This window comes from Polaribacter sp. Z022 (assembly GCF_023555495.1).
In the GTDB taxonomy this organism is placed as follows: domain Bacteria; phylum Bacteroidota; class Bacteroidia; order Flavobacteriales; family Flavobacteriaceae; genus Polaribacter.
Map to the genome: position 1 here is coordinate 17,871 of NZ_JALCZO010000008.1, position 20,339 is coordinate 38,209.

At 28.1% G+C, this 20,339-nt stretch carries 16 protein-coding genes and 1 tRNA gene; 3 read left to right on the plus strand and 14 right to left on the minus strand.

Annotation, left to right across the window (positions count from 1 at the left end):
- Nucleotides 1–66: 66 nt before the first annotated feature.
- From MPF13_RS14680 to MPF13_RS14735, 12 genes are all read right to left on the minus strand, one after another.
- The gene (locus MPF13_RS14680; RefSeq protein WP_249983518.1) at nucleotides 67–774 is read right to left on the minus strand and encodes a hypothetical protein; all 708 of its coding nucleotides are present in this window, start codon (nucleotides 772–774) and stop codon (nucleotides 67–69) included.
- Complete coding sequence (locus MPF13_RS14685; RefSeq protein ID WP_249983519.1) at nucleotides 774–2,393, minus strand: hypothetical protein; 1,620 nt, start codon at nucleotides 2,391–2,393, stop codon at nucleotides 774–776. Before MPF13_RS14685 ends, MPF13_RS14680 begins: the two co-directional genes overlap by 1 nt.
- A gap of 3 nt (nucleotides 2,394–2,396) precedes the next feature.
- The gene (locus tag MPF13_RS14690; protein WP_249983520.1) at nucleotides 2,397–3,662 is read right to left on the minus strand and encodes a hypothetical protein; all 1,266 of its coding nucleotides are present in this window, start codon (nucleotides 3,660–3,662) and stop codon (nucleotides 2,397–2,399) included.
- 11 nt (nucleotides 3,663–3,673) lie between these two features.
- Nucleotides 3,674–4,063 carry a hypothetical protein gene (locus MPF13_RS14695; protein ID WP_249983521.1) on the minus strand — a complete coding sequence of 130 codons (390 nt, stop codon included), beginning with the start codon at nucleotides 4,061–4,063 and terminating at the stop codon, nucleotides 3,674–3,676.
- Nucleotides 4,064–4,131: 68 nt separating this feature from the next.
- Nucleotides 4,132–7,044 carry an acetate and sugar kinases/Hsc70/actin family protein gene (locus MPF13_RS14700; RefSeq protein ID WP_249983522.1) on the minus strand — a complete coding sequence of 971 codons (2,913 nt, stop codon included), beginning with the start codon at nucleotides 7,042–7,044 and terminating at the stop codon, nucleotides 4,132–4,134.
- A gap of 6 nt (nucleotides 7,045–7,050) precedes the next feature.
- Nucleotides 7,051–8,520 (minus strand): hypothetical protein, encoded by a 1,470-nt coding sequence (locus MPF13_RS14705; protein WP_249983523.1) that lies wholly within the window; start codon nucleotides 8,518–8,520, stop codon nucleotides 7,051–7,053.
- A gap of 3 nt (nucleotides 8,521–8,523) precedes the next feature.
- Nucleotides 8,524–8,952, minus strand: a complete 429-nt coding sequence (locus MPF13_RS14710) for a hypothetical protein (RefSeq protein WP_249983524.1) — start codon at nucleotides 8,950–8,952, stop codon at nucleotides 8,524–8,526.
- A gap of 1 nt (nucleotide 8,953) precedes the next feature.
- Nucleotides 8,954–10,084 (minus strand): hypothetical protein, encoded by a 1,131-nt coding sequence (locus MPF13_RS14715; RefSeq protein ID WP_249983525.1) that lies wholly within the window; start codon nucleotides 10,082–10,084, stop codon nucleotides 8,954–8,956.
- Nucleotides 10,085–10,576: 492 nt separating this feature from the next.
- A complete protein-coding gene (locus MPF13_RS14720) occupies nucleotides 10,577–10,837 on the minus strand; it encodes a hypothetical protein (protein WP_249983526.1) in 261 nt (86 codons plus the stop codon).
- A 262-nt stretch (nucleotides 10,838–11,099) separates the two neighbouring features.
- Entirely contained in the window at nucleotides 11,100–11,768 is a 669-nt protein-coding gene (locus MPF13_RS14725; protein WP_249983527.1) for a hypothetical protein, read from the minus strand.
- Between the two features lie 3 nt (nucleotides 11,769–11,771).
- Entirely contained in the window at nucleotides 11,772–13,280 is a 1,509-nt protein-coding gene (locus tag MPF13_RS14730; RefSeq protein ID WP_249983528.1) for a tyrosine-type recombinase/integrase, read from the minus strand.
- A 51-nt stretch (nucleotides 13,281–13,331) separates the two neighbouring features.
- Nucleotides 13,332–13,404: transfer RNA gene (locus MPF13_RS14735), tRNA-Met, on the minus strand.
- 182 nt (nucleotides 13,405–13,586) lie between these two features.
- Between MPF13_RS14735 and era the strand changes: the two genes are divergently transcribed.
- Entirely contained in the window at nucleotides 13,587–14,471 is an 885-nt protein-coding gene (gene era / locus MPF13_RS14740) for a GTPase Era (RefSeq protein WP_249983529.1), read from the plus strand.
- On the opposite strand, the gene MPF13_RS14745 is transcribed toward era, so the two are convergent.
- A complete protein-coding gene (locus MPF13_RS14745) occupies nucleotides 14,468–14,977 on the minus strand; it encodes a GTP-binding protein (RefSeq protein WP_249983530.1) in 510 nt (169 codons plus the stop codon). The genes era and MPF13_RS14745 overlap by 4 nt on opposite strands.
- A gap of 195 nt (nucleotides 14,978–15,172) precedes the next feature.
- Between MPF13_RS14745 and der the strand changes: the two genes are divergently transcribed.
- Together der and MPF13_RS14755 are read left to right on the plus strand one after the other, a co-directional pair.
- Complete coding sequence (der, locus tag MPF13_RS14750; RefSeq protein WP_249983531.1) at nucleotides 15,173–16,483, plus strand: ribosome biogenesis GTPase Der; 1,311 nt, start codon at nucleotides 15,173–15,175, stop codon at nucleotides 16,481–16,483.
- A gap of 79 nt (nucleotides 16,484–16,562) precedes the next feature.
- Nucleotides 16,563–18,950, plus strand: a complete 2,388-nt coding sequence (locus tag MPF13_RS14755) for a GAF domain-containing protein (protein WP_249983532.1) — start codon at nucleotides 16,563–16,565, stop codon at nucleotides 18,948–18,950.
- 3 nt (nucleotides 18,951–18,953) lie between these two features.
- Here the strand turns inward: MPF13_RS14755 and MPF13_RS14760 are convergent, their stop codons facing one another.
- The gene (locus tag MPF13_RS14760; RefSeq protein ID WP_249983533.1) at nucleotides 18,954–20,162 is read right to left on the minus strand and encodes a Pycsar system effector family protein; all 1,209 of its coding nucleotides are present in this window, start codon (nucleotides 20,160–20,162) and stop codon (nucleotides 18,954–18,956) included.
- Nucleotides 20,163–20,339 lie beyond the last annotated feature (177 nt).

A 20,339-nucleotide genomic window follows, 5' to 3' on the forward strand; every position in this document is an offset into this window, starting at 1 on the left:
TACATGAATTTAATAAGAGTGCCAATAAGACTACAGGTAGTATTATAATTAATTTATAACTCATATTTAATTAAACATATTTTCAAAAAAGGAACGTTCTTTTTCATCTATTGCCATTTCTATAGGTTTTTCAATTTTTTGTAAAAACTTCCCAACTTTGGACGTCACTTGTATTGTAAAACGCCTGTTATTATTTTCATTTTCATCATCCCTAGAATGACTAAAATAACCACTTCCTGCTATGATAACTTCACACTGGCTTCCTAAACTGTTGAAATCGGCTCCCATTTGTTTCCAATAATTAAATAAAGACAAAGCTCTTTTATAACTTAAGTTATATCCCATATTAGGATTGCTAACCCAATTTTTATTAGATCTTTGAGCGTTACCTTCAATAATGAGCAAGTAGTCTATTGTTTTACTAGTATCTATAATACTTTTAACTTTATTATATAAATTTTCACCAGCATTCCCTAGCCCTATCCTTGTCTTTTGAGGAATATCATTAATATTTGAACTGTTTGGTTTGAATCGAACATCAATATTTAACTTATATCTTTTATTTACTTTATCAAAATGATAGTAAGTTGTATCTAAGTTTTCAATCGCTTTTTGGACATTTTTTATTTCTTTGAGTTGATTCGCTTGCGCCTCTAATATACCTTGTTTTGATTGTAGGATGGCAAATGAAATTACATATAAGACAAGCATTATAAAAAACAAACTTGTCATTAAATCTGCGAAACTCACCCAGAAAAACCCTGATTTCTTCATTAATTTAATACCTTAAAATATTGTAACAACGAATGAATACCATAACTAAGAATCGTTAAATAAGCACCAATTTTTAAGATATTAGATGTTTTATCAAAAACAGTTTGCTTTACAGGTTGACTAATATTGGAAGGTATATTTGAAGAAGCCTCAGTAGCTGGCAATTCTCTGTTATTACTTATTTTTCCAATAGCAGTAATAATCTCTCGACTACTATTGTTAAATCCCTGTGAAATGCTTTTCTCTAGACTTCCTATTCGTTTATCAATGCTACCTAACTGAATTAATTGATCCAATTGATTAAGTTTTTCAAACTTTGGTCTGCTATTTTCAAAAGCTTGCTCGGTTCTTAAAACCTGTGCATCCATGGCTGCTGTAAACTTTTCAATAGACTGTTTAAAAGCTGTTGAAAGTTTGGAATCAAAACCTGCTACTGCTTCGTTAAATGAATTAAATTGTTCTAAAGATAATTTCCCCAACTCATTTATTGCCTTAGCCATTTTTGATTCACTAGAAATAACAGCCTCGTTTACAGCATCACCATATCTAGAAAAAGATTGAATATGGTTATTAAAAAAAGTAGTTGCGGAATTACTTTCTTCTATATTATTTCTAATACCATCTAAAACAATGTTTATATTTTCTGTAGTTCCAACGAATTGCTGTAGTTTTTTAACCAGTTCAGTTGTACCACTCATTGAATTATTTAACTGGTTGTAATAATTTGCAAAGTTGTTAAAAGAATCCATCATAACATCTAGTTGATTAAAAACCTCAACATTAGATGTTGTAATTTTTGCAACGTCTAGCTTTCTTATATCTTTAATAAGCTGTTGTTCTCTTTCTACTGTATTTGATGTTGTACTTACAATTTTATCAAGTTGAGATATTGAACCCGTTGTATTTCTTGCAAAAACATCTAATTTATCTGATAGAATAGCAACCTCAGGCATCTTTCCTGTTGCCATTTTTGGCATTAATTCAGACTGCAATTTTGATAAGAATTCACTCTTCTCTTCATCCGCCTCAGTTTGTGCATCCTTATATACTTTTATAGAAAAAAAGGTTGTTATAATTAACCCTATAACACTCGCAGACATTGCCCATTTTACACCATTAATTAAAGGTTGAATTGAATCTAAGGCATTGCTTCCCCCTTCAAAAGAAACGGAAAACAATCCTATTATAATTCCAATCATAGTAGCAGCCAACCCCAAGTATAAAGGAGCCGGGATTCTATTTTCAATTTGGTTTTCAATTGTTGAAGTGTGTTTATCTACAATATCCTTAATAAGATGAAAATCAATAGACGCCCCTTTGTTCTTTATTAAATAAACATTTATGTATTTTACAATAGTACTAAGGACTTTACTTTTCTGTGAATACTCAAGATATGTTATATTTATATCCCCTTTTATACCATCTTCAGCAAACAATATTTCACCTACATCTCCTGTTTTAAAAACACTTTTTGAAACCAGTTTTTGAGAAATTACAGGCAAAGTTTCAAAGTCAAAAATTGCTTTATACTGTACAATTTTATACCATAATTTCCTTGCTATATTTATCTGAAGTGCAATTATTGCTACAATAATAATAATTTCTATAATTCCGTACATCTTCTAGATAAATTTGATTTTTATTTTACTTTTCACTACCCAATCTTCTCCATCTAAAACAACCTCACCGACTTCTACCACTTTTATACCTTTTGCATCTGAATTATATGCATTTTCGTATTCACAAACTGTTTCTAAGTATATATTAGGAGAATTTAAAGCTCTTGATAAATCAGCTGTTTCAATTAAAGAAATATCCCCCTTATTAGTATTCTCATTTACATTTGCAACATATAATGAGGTTGGTTTTTCTACTGGGCTAGCATCTTCAATTGCAAATCTTCTCTCCTCAAAAGGTGATGGGAAGTAAATAAAATTCTTTTTTATTTCAGGAACTTTAAATTCGACTTTAATTGGTTTAGAATCTTCAATAGATCTATCATTTCCAGTAGACGATGTTATTCTATTACCTGTCGGATGATCTCCTTCTTTAACTTGAATATTATTGCTTGAGATTACTTTTGATAACCTTTTATTTTCCTTGTTAAGCTCCTTTATTATATTTTTTTGCTCATTAATTGTGTTTATCTGCCCCTCCCTTTCAATATCATTCCATCCACCTGAGTTTCTCCCCACCTCAGATTTAGAGCTTACGTAAGTCTTTTGTGGTTTAACTTTTAACAAAGTTCTTAGTCTTCTCAAGAAAAGAATATTTAATAATATCGAAAAAAATAACAGAGCATATAAAATCATTTGCCCCCAATCTATTCCTTTTCTACCTTGAATTACATCTAATTTTCCATTCTGTGAACTAACTTCTATACTTCGAGCATTAGAAAGTTCTTTTCTCTTTTCAGTCATTAACTTATCATAATGACTATTAATGACTTCTAATGCTTTTGTTCTATTAGAATTATTAGTCATAGTTTTCTCTGGTGTAAAACCTACAGTCTTAAAATGTTTTATTTTTACACTATCAATTAATTCCAACCTATAAGTCTGAAATATTTTAGCTCTTGTTTCCTCCCAACCTTTTGATAATATTTTAGCCACACTATCTAAATTTAGATCGTTTGTAAATTTAGAATACCCATCGTTTAGCTTTTTATAAGTTTCCCACTCTTGTTTTTGATCTTTACTAATTTTTTTTTTATCAAAATTAGATGACCAATCCCTTAAATCTTCCATATATGCAATGGTTAATTTAACCACTGCCCATTTATTTACTTTCTTGAATGCTGCTATACTATCATTTTTGTTAGTTTCTTGACCGTAACTACTATTTATGAGTAACAAACTAGTTATAAAACCTATTAAGATATTTCTCATTTTTATCTAGATTATTGGTTTACAATTTCACCAGCTAATTCATTTAGCTTACCTATCAATGGGAAAAAGAATAAAGTTTCTCCTAAAGGGTCTTCATCCACAGTATCAGACTTTAAATTATCTATACCTTGTAATTCATAGTCTAATAAGTCATCAGATTTTATTTGATTGAAAACTTTAGCCGATTTATTTGAGACATCAAAACTATCTTTAAAGTTTTGCTCTATCATTAATTTATTAAATAAACCATAAAAGTCTTCTACATTTTTAATTACTCCGCCAACATAAGACTTTGTTAGATCTTTATATTTAATAGTACTATCTGTAACCTTACTAATATTCTGTACAGCTAATTTATCAGAATTTCCAACACATATTTCTACTAGTTTAGTGTGATTCAAATCCTCTAAATCTTTACCTATATAGAAACCTCCCTTGCATGTAACCTCCTTAGGGTTTTCACTTGCACTTACAGAAATATTTGCGTCATTTTCATTAAAAACATTATTAAAAATGGCTTCAAAAAGTTTTTTAAAGAGGAGTATTTACTAGTGTCTTGATCAATAATTTGTAATGTCTTAGAACCGGTACCGCTAAACACAATGTTTCTAGGAGATTCTAATCCTTTTATTTTCATTAATTCGGCAATGTGATATACAATTGAACAATAAAATAATAAAAAGATAATTTTAAAATCGCTGTCATTTGCTAATTTCTCAGAAAAATCAAGATTTTTTAATTGCTTATCCTTTATATTTTTGTTATCATGTAAGGAAAAAAAATAATTTATAATATCTTGAGAGGTTTGGTTGTCGTTGTATAACTTTTCTAAAATTTCTAATTCTGCTTTTAAATCATTCTGAAGTAGAATTTCTTTGAATTCGGGATAATACTTTTGAACAAACCCATTGTTGTTTATATTGCCATTAAATCCATCTCCAAAAATAGCGTTACCTGCAAATTTAAATGATGAAATTAGTTTTGGCTCACCATCTGCATAAATCATTATATCTGTAGTACCTCCACCTATATCAACAGAAACAGAAGGCTTTGCCATTGCTCTAATACCTTCTTTTGCTTTATAATAATAAAAAGGCGCAATACTTTCTGGAAAATTTATTAGATTTTCTAAATTAACATCTGAACCAAAAACAGATTTAAAGTTGTCTTTCCATATTTTTCTCAATCGACTTAAATGAGCAGAAGACATACTAACTGGATAAAACCACGTCACCTTTGTATTGGCTAAATTGCCATCATTTATTAATACTTTGTTTTTACACAACATTAATAGTTCTTCAATGTAAAGAGATAAACGTCTATTACTATCCGTTTCATTATTCGCCCACTTTAAATCTGTAAACGCTTTTAAGTACTTTCTAATAGCTACTTTTTCATAATCAAAACCTGCATTTGCATCTGCAAAAACAAAAGTGGGTTTATCATAGTTAACATCTTTATTTTGAACCAAACAAGTTCTAAAAGGTGCGTTTCTCAATTCATCTTTACCAAAACTTTTACTAACCACCTCTTGTTTTAAATGTGATTCTCCATCTAATACAACTCTTATTGCTTCACTTCTTCTAGGTGTGTTATCTGGCATTAAAAAAGCTATTTGACCATCATTTTTAGAGATATCAAATGCTTTTTCACTACCCTGGCCTTCAATTTTATACTCAATATGAGAATTTGTTGTACCAAAATCAATGGCAAACTCATAATTATCACCTCCTGCTCCTTTATATTTTGGCCAATTAGGAATTAGGTAATTTACTGAATCATTATATTTAAGAGCTACAGCATCAAAACTATTTTGAATAATTGTTTGAGATGTTATATACGGACTTTCAGAACGTTGTTTTTGAACTTTATTGACATTATGGTTACTATCTTTTGTATTAACAACCTCTACATCTAGTTTACTCCCGTTTTGAGGCGAAACATCTGCCAATCCCAAAGAGTAAGTAGTATCCGTTTGATCGCTATATACAAATGGAAAAATAGAAAAAGCAAAAGATTTTTCTATAATAGTTCCCTTTTTAGGATCTGTATTACTATTTGGATAATAGATTTTTGTATACTGAATCGTTCCTCTTTTAATAGGAATATTTAAAACTACTTCCAGGCAATCTCCCGCCCTAGCATTAAACTGTATAAATTGCCCATCTTTAAGGTCATCTACATTAAAATAATCAAAAAATCGCTTAGTTAATGGTAGTAAATATTTGTTTTCACCCACCGTAAAGAATTTATCTTTATCAATATCATACGGTAATTTAATAATTGTATCCGTTAGAAAATCATTCATCGTCAAGTACGGATATTTATCCTCTTGTTCTGGTAACCTCCTATCTTTCAATTTACGTTTGTCTTCAACTGGAACTTCCGTAGCTGGATTCCAAAGATCAAACGTATACGTATATCTCAAGTTTAAAGGCTCAACTGGTAACACCAAAGGTTTTAATCCTTCTATGTTGTTATGTGTAGCAATTACTAAATCGCTACTTTCTTGAATTTTAACAGGATCTAAAACATACTGTTTTAAAGAAAAACCTGAAATAGCTTCTAGAGGTTGTCCTGCATTTCCATTAAACACAACATTTTGTAATGAATTTAAATATTGATTTGGATTTAAAGTCATTAATTCATTATAAAAACCTGAATCTATTTGAGCTATTTTAGCTAAACTACTTATCAAATAGATGTTAAACTCAGGAAAATATGAGTTAAAATTTGCTGTTTTAGATATTGCATATAAATATTTAACATATTCTCTATCTCTTTTATATAAAGGATGTAAACCATCATCTAGCATTATATCGCTTCCAAACTTTATATCAATTTCTTTAACGCCTGGAGCTGCAAAAAATAAAGTTCTTGGTGATGTCCCTCCTATAATTTTATGTTTGTATTTTAAGATGTAAATTTTATCTAATTTGTCAAAATTATACTGAGAACTATCTTGCTTTAAAAATAAATCTAACGTTTTTCCTAAATGTTTTTGCTCATTATTTCCGTTCAATAATTTATTTAAACTCGTAGTTTTATCCCAAGCTACTAATTCTAAATCTTTAAATTTATCATAATTAAATAAAATTTGCCCTATATCTAAGGCATCAGAAATTAATTTATGATTATCAGAACCTGTTGCTTTCCCATTCTTTTCAATACCATCTAATTGACCAGAGCTTCCTACAACATTAAATGCAGTTCTCACCAAATCTATTCTTGCGAATGGACTTGGAATTGATGTTGGTAACTTCTTACCGTTCCCTCCATCCGTATTAATACTACTAATTAAAGTACTGTTTATGGGTGTAGATGAAAACCAATCGTTTGTTAATGCTCCTTGACTATGTATTCTAAAAACTTTTTTTGCCATTATATCTTAATTTAGAATGTTATTAACCTGTTCCTCTAAAATTTCATCAAAAACCTTTATAAATCTTGATTCTTCTTCTTCTTTATCTAATTCACCACTTTTAATTAATTTATGTGCTGATTTAATTAAAATATCTCCAGTAGCTTTGTTTCTTGATAATAACCCACCTTTAGAAATTTGATTCCCAATAATGAAATCAAATAAAGAATCGTGTTGCTGATTATCATGAAATGGCATAAAAGAAACATCATTTGTTTTCATTTCATCAACCCACTCTTTATAGTAATTTAGAAAAGGAATAAACTCAGATTTGTAAAAATCTGTATTATAGAATTCTTTTTTTATACCATTTTCGCCATTAAAATGCCCTGGAGATTTCAGTAATTCTGTCATCGACTTTTCAACAAACTTATCTAGTAAATATAGTTTTGATAACGGCAGTTTTAATTTATCTTTTGCATCCTGTCCTAAACTATCAAATTTCAATTTCCCATTATCGTCTTCAATCCCAAATTCTTTTATTGCTGTTATATTACTCTGAGTAGAAGAAGGAATGTTTTTTACAAAATCTAGAATTGCTAATGCACCCGCTAATTCTACAAAATGAGCATCATTTTTCTGAGCTCCTTTTCCTTCAGCATATTTCATGTTATTATTTGCTTTATCACCTATATGATAAAATACATCTAACGAATTGTTGTTAAATATTGCATGTTCATAATAACTAAGTGCCGCTTTTGCTTTCCCAAAAAATGTTGTAGAATCAATTTCTTTTTCATTGTTATTATTATCAGACACTTTAAAATATGGTAAATAAGAAATAGCACCAATTGCAGCTCTACTTATTTTATCTGAATTAAGTCTACTAGAATCATTTGTTCTTAGATTCTTTAATAATAACGGAAAACCTGAAGCTCCAGTTCCTCCAAAAATTGAACTTATTATAAAAATTGCATCGCCTTCATTAAACGAATTTGAAAATTCGTGGTATTCTTGTGAGTCAACAATTTTATTTAAAACGACGCTCCCTATATTTGGATTTCCTTTGAAACCAACCGTCATATCTGCTTCAATATTTTCCTTGCTAAATAACAAATTTATTAAAGCTTTATTTTCATCATCTAACCCATTATAATCAATAGATTCTCCGAATTTTTGTCCACTTCCGTCAATGCTGAACTTAAAATTATTACTTAAGTTTGGGAGGTTTTCATTCGTTAATTGCGTTAATGTTTTAATTTTAGTTCCAAATAAAGAATTATCTTCCCCTGATTTATTAACGATATTTTGGTATTTCATTAAAATATCTGCAGTTCTATTTAAATCACCATTAGCTGTATCAGGGTCAATGATTATGGGAACTACCATATCAAAGTTATCATCTAATTTCACACCGGATGCTAAAAGCATAGTTAACGCTTTTATAACTCTAGAACCAGTTCCACCAATTCCAAAAACATATAATTTATTTGCCATAATTTAAAAAGGGTTATTTCTATTATTTGTACTTAAAAGCCTGAATGGGATAATCGATAAGATGATTGCTACAATTAAGCTACAACCTAGCGTAATCATACTCATTTGAAAGATAAAATAATGAGCATCTGGTTGTCCGTTCTCACCTGTATAATTCCCTAAATATTGAATAATTTCGGGATTATTATATAGTATTAAAGATGCACCTATATATGAAAAGATAGACACAATAAATATTGTAACCCACCATTTTAATTTAGATGAACTTACGGGATCCCAAAATTTATAGAAAGTGGTTAGTAAAAGTAATGGTGTAAAAATTAATAATAAACAGATCTTACTATAATCAACATTGTTATAGACAGCATTTAGTAATTCTTCGTATGTATCCCAATTTAAAAAAAACTCGAATAGTGGTGCAATTTCATTCATATTAATTTGCTTTAACTTTTATATTAATTTTAAAAAACTCTTTTTTATCACTTACCTTTTGATATGCTTTTGATACACCTGCCATCAATCTATCAAAAGCAAATGTAGTAGAGGTATCATTTTTTATGGAACAATCATAAACAGTACCTGTTTTAGTAATCCATTCAGGTGAATTAATATCAAGACTCAAGCTTAAATCTCCGTATAGTTTTGTTTTAGCTTTTACAACTACTATATGAGTGTAAGTAAATTTTCCTTTTTCATTTTGGGCATTAACCCATTTATATGATTTACTTCCTTTATCTAAATCACTTACTTTTTTTATTTCTTCTATTTTATAACCAGTATTATCTTCTATGGAATAATTTGAAGTATTTAATAAATACGATTCAGGAATTGAGCTTTTAGAATAGTCCACCCCTATACCAAACTGAAGATATCTATCTTTAAGTAAAACTCCTTTTTTAGATGATTTTTCTGCGTCACCAATTTCTTTTACAACTGATTTACGACCTGATTGTTTAAAATTCCCTTTTTTTTCTTCTCCTTGGGTTAATACAGTATAATTAACATTTAGATCCTTAGTAATAATAAACCTAGACTCCTCTTCTAACCCTTTTAAATCATCTTTAATCACTATGTTTTCGAACGTTTTATTTATAACGTCTTTATTACCAAATAAAAAGAGATAATAAGGTCTAGTCTGATTAATTTTAATTGCTTTATGTCCTGGTTTACATGTTTCAGAATAATAGGTTCCCTTAAAGTTCGATGTCATTTTTAGAACCACCGTTTCTAGTTCATTGTACATAAGTGCTTTTTTAAAAGCATCTTCTATATCAATCTCAACTAAAGCAATATTTCCACCTTTCATAGAATAAATTCCATCAGTAATAACAATACTTAGATTATTCCCTTTGGCATTTTTAATTGCATTGGTAAAAATAAATTTATGATCAGAATTCCCTATTCCTGTTGTTGCAATCTTTTTATTAGCAATTTTATCTTTAAGATTGGTTTGCGAATATTCTTTTGTATTTACAAAATATGTAGAAAGACTATCCTCCTCAGCATTAAGTAATATTCTTCTAACAGTTTGCTGAAAACTTTCTCCATTTAAATACCCATTCATGCTCAATGAATTCTCAAAATAAAAGTTAATTTCGTTGATATCAACCTTCTCTTCAGCCTTTATATTTATTTTTTTAAGAGGTTCTTCTTTTTTTGTAGTTCTTTTTTTGGGGTTATCTCTTTGGCAACTAATAGTGGTTATTACACACAAAATTGTAAAAAATATAATGTTGAAAGTTTTTTTCTTCATAGAATAAATATGTGTTTATTATTAGACAGTTTTAATTATATCATAAGAAAAACATCTAACTCTATGAATAGAAAACACATTAGTATTAAAAATCTTTAAATCTTTAGACGTCTAAAATGAGAAACTCTATTACTAACTGAAGTTCATTGTTAAATTATAGTATGAATTTCGTTCGTAAACATCAATTTCTTATGAATGACAAACAAAACTAAATGAATAGAAAGTAGTTTTATTACGGGTTTCCGTAATAAAAAACTAAAAGCTAATCTAGTAAAGAGAAACAATATAAATAAACCAATATTTTTATCTTAAAAGCGGAAAAACATCATAAATATATACAACCTCACTTTTCTCTATATCAAAATGAGGAACCTGTCGTTGTAAGTTTGGTGGTAAGTTTTTAATTTTATGATAACGTTTTAAACTAGCAGCTAATTTCATAATATCTCCCTTTGTTGCTGGTTTATTTTCTCCAGGTGTAAATATATTTTTGGCAAGTTCAACTAAAGTTGTGCCAAATGCTGCATTTGCAACTCCAGCTGTACTTACTTTGTCAACTTTCACACTACCCTGTGCATCTAAACTTTTTTCTTTTAGTTAAACGACAGATATATTCGCGTTTTTTAAACGATGATTTGAAACCCTGCAAGAATCATTACAGAACTTTTGAACACCCCTCCGTTTTGGAACATATTCTTTCTTACAATATTGACATAAATAGCTTCAATTTTTCATAATTAAAGAAGATAATCAACAGTTCAAATTCAATTTAGTTTTGCCTTTTAATTGTATACAATGACATAAAACAATTCTTAATTAGTAAAGATTACTTTTGAATTTTAATTTTAAAAACACTTTCCAATAAAAAATTTTGCGATTCTAAATCTGTAATTATCTTCTCTTTTTTTCGCTTTGACTTTTGTTTTGGTGTAACAACTTCTTCCTGCTCTACTATCGGAATTTTAAAGTTATCGATAACATTTTCTCTCATATAGTCTTCTTCCTCTTGCGTTTTTCTAAAACTAGGAAAAGCATTATCGATATTTGTTTTATGGATAGCTAGAGCACTTTCTTGTAATATAAAAAGGCCTAAATACTTTTTAAAAATTTCATTATTTCCTGAATTAACATCGTTCATCATTAACTCAGTGACATATTGCATTACAAATACATGGTCCTTATACTTATTTATTAGAAATGAAAATTGTGTTGGGTTTAAAGCTATTTGATAGTCTATTAAATCAAATAAATTTTCACCTAAAATACTTTGCTTTTTTAAAACTTCTTGAGATTCATCTTTATCATCAATAAAAACAATATCCATCTCCTTTTTTGCTAGTATCAATACATCAAAAAGCCAATCAATTTTAAGAAGTTCTTCTTCTTCAAGAAGATGTTTATAATATGCTTTAGGAATATAAAGTAATAGAGGATAAGTTGCCCTATCTCTTAACTCCTCATATATCACATTAACTTTTCTAGTTTCTTTACTCATATTCTAACTAAATAATTTTGAGTAATCTTCTGGTAGTTCAGCATCTATTTTTCTCAAGTACTTTTCTAATGCACTCATTGTACTATGACCCGTAATCAACATTAATTTACTTTTTGCTTCAAAAGGAGCTGATTTTTCTCTTAATTTCCTATAAAGTTTAGTTATAAAAGTGTGTCTGAAACTGTAAATTCCGTAATCTTCATTTAATTTAAAATGTTCTTTTACTACTTTTCTAAATCTTTTTGAAAAATGATCTCTTCTATTGGTTTCATTAGCGTTCCAAAAAGCGCCTATTTTATCTGGCGTAAACAAAAACGATTCTTTATCTAGTTTTGACAAGTCTGGTAATTCATCAAACAGAATACTTGGAATAATTTTCGTTTTTAAATGACTATTTTTTGCTTTGAATTGAACTGTCTTATCTTCAATATTTATATCTTTAATTTTTAAACGACATACCTCAATTGGGCGAATAAAATTATAAGAAACAAATTTTATAAAAAGCAATAAAAGTGGATCTTGTTTTTCTAAAAACTTAAATATAGCTTCTTGTTGTTTTAAAGTATACGTTTTATTTCTTTCTGGTTTAGATTTTAAAACAGGAATGGTTTTTATATAATTTTCATTAACTATATCATTGTTTTTTAATACTTGAAAAATACTTCCTAATTCTGTTCTAAAATTATTACGATTTCTTGTACTTGTTTTTAAAACAATTCCATTTAAATAATCCATTAAATTTTTTCTAGAAATCTCATTTATATTTTTTTTATCAGCATGTTTTTCTTCTAACCAATTGATAAATAATTTAATTTTTCTTCTATAATCTCTAATTGTACGATCGCTTACTTCCTTTTCTTTTAATTGCAGTGCAAATTCAAATGCTTTTTTTATTGAAAGCACTGCACCTTTTTCATTCTTTTCTACTTCTTTTTCTTCATTTGCACTGCATTTCACTGTATTTTCATCGATTTGCACTGCACTTGCACTGCAATCTTCTTTTTTTGCACTGCATTTTACATCATTTTGCACTGCTGCAGTGGCTTCTTTTTTATTTAATGAAACAAGTGCACTATTAGCTTCTAAAGCGTTCTTAACAGCTTCTTTTATAGCATCATTTATTAATAAAGGAAGTGTATCTTCTTTAACTACTTTTATAGGAGTAGTTTCTTTAATTGGTTTTCTTAAATTCTGATACAGTTCTGTATTATCTTCAAAAGGATTAAATCCTTGTTTTAATAAAAAAAGTAGATTTTTTCTGTAAGAAGACAAGACACTCATTCTTGCTTCTTTTGTTTTATAATGATTTACCTTACCATATACATTTGCCATTCTTTCCAATTTACCACTTTGTGGATTTCTAAATGAAAAATAGACATACCAACGTTTAGTTAAATCTCCTTTTGCAGTGTAAATTTTTGGTAATGAAAACAATGACAAAACTTTTGAATCGTGTTCCAAATCGTGTTCAATTTTTGTAGTAAAGGTAAGAAATTCGTGAATTGATTGCATAAAAAAACAGTTTAGAGACCTAAACTGTTATTTTACACTGATTTAAAGTAGTAGCGGGAACTGGACTCGAACCAGTGACCTTCGGGTTATGAGCCCGACGAGCTACCTACTGCTCTATCCCGCGATATTATTTCAGAAAAAACAACTTAGCTATTAACTTTCGATTCATAAATTCGACATGTTATTTCCGGACTGCAAATATACATCTTATTGAAACAATTGACCAAACTTTTTTTTACTTATTTTTTAATTAATTTTTAATCCTCTAAATTCTAATCAAATATAAAAACTAATTACCTTTGCAATATGACACATAAATCTGGTTTTGTAAATATTATTGGAAATCCTAATGTAGGTAAATCAACTTTAATGAATGCATTGGTTGGAGAAAAACTATCTATAATCACTTCTAAAGCTCAAACTACAAGACATAGAATTCTTGGAATTGTTAACGAAGATGATTATCAAATTGTATTTTCTGATACTCCTGGTATTTTAAAACCTGCTTACGAGTTACAATCTTCTATGATGGATTTTGTAAAATCTGCATTTGAAGACGCTGATATTCTTATTTACATGGTAGAAATTGGTGAAAAAGAATTAAAAAACGAAGCTTTCTTTAAAAGAATTATCCATAGTGAAATTCCAATTATTTTATTACTTAACAAAATTGACAAATCTTCTCAGGAAGAAGTTGAAGAAAAGATAGAATACTGGAAAAATAAAGTACCAAATGCAGATGTCTTTGTAATATCTGCACTAGAAAATTTTAATGTTCCTGCAGTTTATGATAAAATTAAAGAATTATTACCTGAAGGTCCAGCTTTTTATCCAAAAGATCAATTAACAGACAAACCAGAACGCTTTTTTGTAAATGAAAAAATAAGAGAAAAAATTCTATTACACTACAAAAAAGAAATTCCATATTCTGTAGAAGTGGAAACAGAAGAATTTATAGAACAAGAAAATATTGTAAAAATTCGTTCTGTAATTATGGTAGAAAGAGACACTCAAAAAGGTATAATTATTGGTCATAAAGGTTCTGCCATAAAAAGAGTTGGTGCTGAAGCTAGAAAAGATTTGGAAAAATTCTTTGAGAAAAAAGTATTTATAGAATTATATGTAAAAGTCAATAAAAATTGGAGGAGTGATAAAATTCAGCTAAAACGTTTTGGCTATAACCAAAACTAATCTATTACTTGAATCATAAAATCATGTAAACCTTCCATTTGTTGTTTTCCTGTAGATTTCCCAATTTTACCTAAAAAATATAAAAGCGTCCAAAATAGTGGTAAAAAAACCATCATAATTACTGGTAAAACTATAGGTTCATTTAAAGATAGTTTACTGTAAAGCATCACCCCAAAACCTAAAAATGAGATTCCAATAACAAAATGGACAAACATAAAAAGTGTCCAAACTTGTGGTTTAGGCCCAAATAAACCTTTTAAAAGAGATGATTTATTTGTTTTTTCTATTATTTCTAGGTGCAACTGAGGAGACCAAAAATGTTCCTCTTTTTTTGAAACTCTTATAAAAATATGCCCATCAACAATACTTCCTTTATAGGTAGTTTGCTCTTTTTTAAACTCATCAGAAAAACGTTTTAAAACCAACTCTTTACTATTTTCTAAATCAATTGTAAACCTTGGACGTAAAAAAACTTCGCTATTTCTTTTTTCAACTATCAGACTCATTTTATTAATATTTAGAATCTAACTTCATTGTAATGGATACCATTTTTACTCTTAAAGATGTTTTAAATATACCTTCCAAAGAAAATACTATTGCTGTAAAATTATTTTTCATATTAAAATCAATTTAGAACCCCTCTAAAGTTATAACAAATAATCGTATGTTAAATTGTATCTTTGCAAAAAATTTCAATTAGTATGAATAGCATTGTTGCCATTGTAGGAAGACCAAATGTAGGAAAGTCAACACTTTTTAATAGATTGGTTCAAAGAAGAGAAGCTATTGTAGACTCTGTTAGCGGAGTTACAAGAGACAGACATTATGGAAAATCTGACTGGAATGGTAAAGAGTTTTCTGTAATAGATACTGGTGGTTATGCTGTTGGTTCTGATGATATTTTTGAAGAAGAAATTAGAAAACAAGTATATCTTGCAATTGATGAAGCAGATATTATAATTTTTGTAGTTGATGTTGAAGAAGGAATTACACCTATGGATTCTGAGGTTGCAAAACTTTTAAGAAAGGTAAAAAAACCTATCTTTTTAGCTGTAAATAAAGTTGATAATGCAATGCGTGATACAGATGCTGTTGAATTTTACAATTTAGGTTTAGGTGGTTACCATACTATTTCTTCTATAAATGGTAGTGGAACAGGAGATATTTTAGATGCAATTACAGAAAAAATGCCAGAGGCAGAAGAAATTGACCTAGAAAAAGAAGAACTTCCTAGGTTTGCTGTAGTTGGTAGACCAAATGCAGGAAAATCATCTTTTATAAATTCTTTAATTGGCGAAGACAGGAATATAGTAACCAATCTTGCAGGTACTACAAGAGATTCTATTGATACTAAATATAATAGATTTGGTTTTGATTTTAATTTAGTTGATACTGCAGGAATTCGTAAAAAATCTAAAGTAAAAGAAGATTTAGAGTTTTATTCGGTTATGCGTGCTGTACGTTCTATTGAATATTCTGATGTAATAATTTTGGTTGTAGATGCAACTCGTGGATTTGAAGGTCAAGATCAAAATATATTTTGGCTTGCAGAAAAAAACAGAAAAGGTGTTGTAATCTTAATTAACAAGTGGGATTTAATTGAAAAAGAAACTAACACAATGCGTGATTTTGAAGCAATGGTTAGAAAACAAATTGAACCTTTTACAGATGTACCAATTGTATTTATTTCTGCATTAACAAAACAACGTTTATTTAAAGCAATAGAAACTGCTGTAGAAGTTTTTGAAAAAAGAAAAAAGAAAATACCAACAAGTAAACTTAATGATGTAATGTTAGACATTGTTAAAAGTTACCCACCACCAGCTACAAAAGGTAAATTTGTAAAAATAAAATATTGTATGCAGTTGCCAACTCCAACTCCACAATTTGCTTTTTTCTGTAACTTACCTCAGTATGTTAGAGACCCTTATAAACGATTCTTAGAAAATAAATTAAGAGAGATTTACGATTTTAGAGGAACACCAATTACAATATATTTTAGACAGAAATAAGGATTATTCTGTAACTTTTGTTACCTTAACACGTCTAACTGATTAGTACTATTGTATAACTTTTACTTTTTAATAGGACATGAAAATTATTGAATCGGAATTTGTAACAGAAACCGAATTACCTTTACAACTAAAGATCTCTTTTAGTAAAGTTTTCGATTTTTTTGAAAAATACACAAAAAAGGAATTTATAAACCATCCTTTTCATAGTGCAGCTCTCAATATGGTTGAGCTTATAAAAAAACACCCAGAATTAATTGATGGTTTTTCTGATTATTCTTTGTTGCATAAATACCAAGAACAAATAGATTTATTATTAAATCCTTTATTTCCAGAAGCCCTATTATTAAATGAAATAAAAGCAGCTAGTATCCCCTTTTCTTTTACCTCATTTAAGTTTACAGACAGATTTGAGAACATTATTAAAAATGCAGGAGAAAATTACAAATTAAACGTTCGTAATTTTGAAGAAGACTCTATGTACATTATGTCTTGTACATTTATTTTAGGATTTGTTTATGGATACCAAATAGATGTAAAAAGACCATTTTATTTTGATATTCCAGACAAAACAACTGGAACAATGAAATATTATAGAGCAACATTTAATGCAGATTTTTCAGACATTACTCCTACTGAAAGCGCTCCTTCAATAACCGAAAATGATGTAAAGCAATTATTAAATAACTTTAATAACATAGACCTTTGGAAAGAAAAGTTTCCTCCAAATAGTTATATTTTTAAAGGATTTGGTTTAATAAACTTATTCGATGTAACTTCAGAAGAAATGTTGTCTTCAATTAAAGCAAACTTATTAGAAGGTGGCGATTTTTTAATTGAAAAACTTCAACAAAATCTAAGAGATTTTTATAGTATAAAAGATTTAAAATTAGGATTTTCATTTTTTGATAACATCAACACTAAAATTTGTGATAGCAAAGCTGAAAAAACAAACAGTTTAATTTTAAATAAAAATGCTGAAATAAAATGCGATTCAGGTTACTTTTGTGATGGTATTTTAGAAAAAGTATTTAAAGAACAACAAGTTTTTACCATTTCTGATGTTGAAGAATATGGTAAACATTCTAATAAAAATGGTTTTTACAAAAATCTTATAGATTCTAATATTCAGAGTATTATTTTAATTCCAATAAAAGCTTCAGAAACTGGAGATTTAGCTTTATTAGAAATAGCTTCACCTAGAGCTTACGAATTAAATTCTATAACTATAAACAAGTTAAAAGACATTGTTCCTGTTTTTAGAGCTGCTGTTAAAAGGTTTTCTGAAGAACACCAAAATGCTCTAGAAGCTACAATTCAAGAAAATTACACATCTATACATAATTCTGTAAAATGGCGATTTTATGAAGCTGCAGAAAAATATTATGATGCAAATCTTACCAATGAAAATGCTAAATTAGACGAAATTGTTTTTAATGATGTGTATCCTTTATTTGGTCAAAGTGATATAAAAGGATCTTCAAATGCTAGAAATTTAGCTATAAAACAAGATTTAATTACTCAGTTAACATTAGCTATTTCTGTACTTAAAGATGCTTGTAAATCTGAAAAACTACCTATTTATAACGAATTAATGTTTAGAGTTTCTACATATTTAAATGATGTAGAAAATGGTTTAAGTGCAGGTGATGAAGTAAATATTTTAGAGTTTTTAAACAGAGAAATTTACCCTGTTTTTAATCATGTAAAAGACATAAACTCAAGACTTTTTAACAAGGTAAGTGTTTACATGAATCGTTTAGATGACAAATTAAATGTTGTTTACGAAAAAAGAAAAGAATATGAAGACAGTGTTACACTTCTTAATGACAAACTAGCTAAGTTTTTAGACAATAAACAAAAGGAAGCTCAAGATATGTTTCCTCATTATTTTGAGCGTTATAAAACTGATGGTGTTGAGTACAATATGTACATTGGGCAGTCAATAACAAATGAAAAAACATTTGATAGTTTGTATTTGTATAACCTTCGTTTATGGCAATTACAAACAACTTGCGAAATGGAAAATTTGGCATTTTATGAACGTAAAAACATGCAACATGATTTAAGAGTTGCATCATTAATTTTAGTTCATAGCAATGCAATGGCTATTAAATTTAGGATGGATGAAAAGCAATTTGATGTTGATGGAGCTTATAATATTAGATACGAAATCATAAAAAAACGAATTGACAAAGCACATATTAAAGGCACACAAGAACGTTTAACTGTTCCTGGTAAAATAGCAATTGTTTATTCTCAAGACAAAGATGCTTTAGAATATATTAAATACATTAACTACCTTCAATCTAAAAATCAAATTGGTAAAATTGAGTTCTTAGAATTAGAAGATTTACAAGGTGTTACAGGTTTAAAAGCATTAAGAGTTGAAGTAATTTATCAAAAAGATTTTGATGAAAATAAAACCATTTCTTTTAATGATTTAATTAAAGAAATAGAGGCTTAATATTTAAAAAAAGCTACCAGTTTCTAATATTTTAAACGAAATTGCAAAAGCTAAAACACTTACAATTATACCAATCATAAATACAGTATAAGTAATTCTTAGTATTTTATATTTTCTATCTAAAACTAAACCTAAAAAATATAAATCTTTAGTTAAAGAACCGTACAAATACTCTTTGTCTTGCATCATTTCTGTTATACCCCATTCAAATTCATCTAATTTCATTTGATGAAAATTACCAAAGAACAATAAATTAACTTTTTTATTAGCCACATCTTCTTTTGTAAATTTTCCTTGAGTTACATTTGGTCTGGTTGCCAAAATTGATAAAATAATAGAAGCTACAGTAAATATTATAAAAATTACTGTTGGTAAAATTAAATAACTGTTAGATGGGTTATCTAATTTTGGCATTAAATTAGAAAGCGCTAAAGAAACAATAATTGCATTTACAGACAGTAAAATATTTGCCTTAGTATCTGCAATATTACTAAGTGTCATATGATTTTTTAAAGCTACCCTAAACATTGTTTCTACACCACGTTCTGGCACTTTTTCTTTATTTTTCTTTAAATTTAAAGCATCTTGTTTTTGCTTAAACTTTTTACGTTCATCTTTTAATTCTTTCTGACTTTTAAAAAGTTTAGATAAGTTTTTTTCTTTTGCTTTAGTCCAATTTTTTAATGCAAATTCTGTATTAAAACGATGGTATTCTGTAAAAAATTCAATATTTCCAGATATCCATTCTGAATCAGTAACTTTTTTAGCTCCTGTTAATTCCCACTCTTTTCTTAGTAATGAAGTATAGTCTAAAAACTTTTTTGATGCTAAATGTGCACAATCTGCATCAGCAATTATTTTTTCTAAATCATCTTTAGGTTGATGATTCATTTTTGTAGCAAGTATAATTCTACAAACCTCATCAACTCTATCTTGCTTAATAGATGATTTTTTTAAAAATTCTGAAGCAATTCTAACACTTTCTTCTTCATGATTTTCTGCACCAGAAACAAACCCTGTATCATGAAACCAAGCTGCAATTTCTAAATTTTCTGTTGATAATTCATCAAGTCCAAGATTTTTAGATAATTCTTTAGTTTTAGAAACAACCCTTTGAGTATGTCCTAAATTATGATATACATATTTTCTTTCTAAATCAGAATTTAATATTTTAGAAACATGTTTTTCAACCTCAGTAATTAATGTACTCATGTAAAATTATTTTATAAATGAATTGATATTATTGATAAAACAACTATCAACAATATCAATATTCGTCGTAAATTTATGAATTGCTTTCAAAGCATACAAATTAAGAATTATTTGTAAGGTAACAAGTGTTTTAACGTCTAAAAAAACAGAAAGCATAACAATAATAATTTAGAAAAG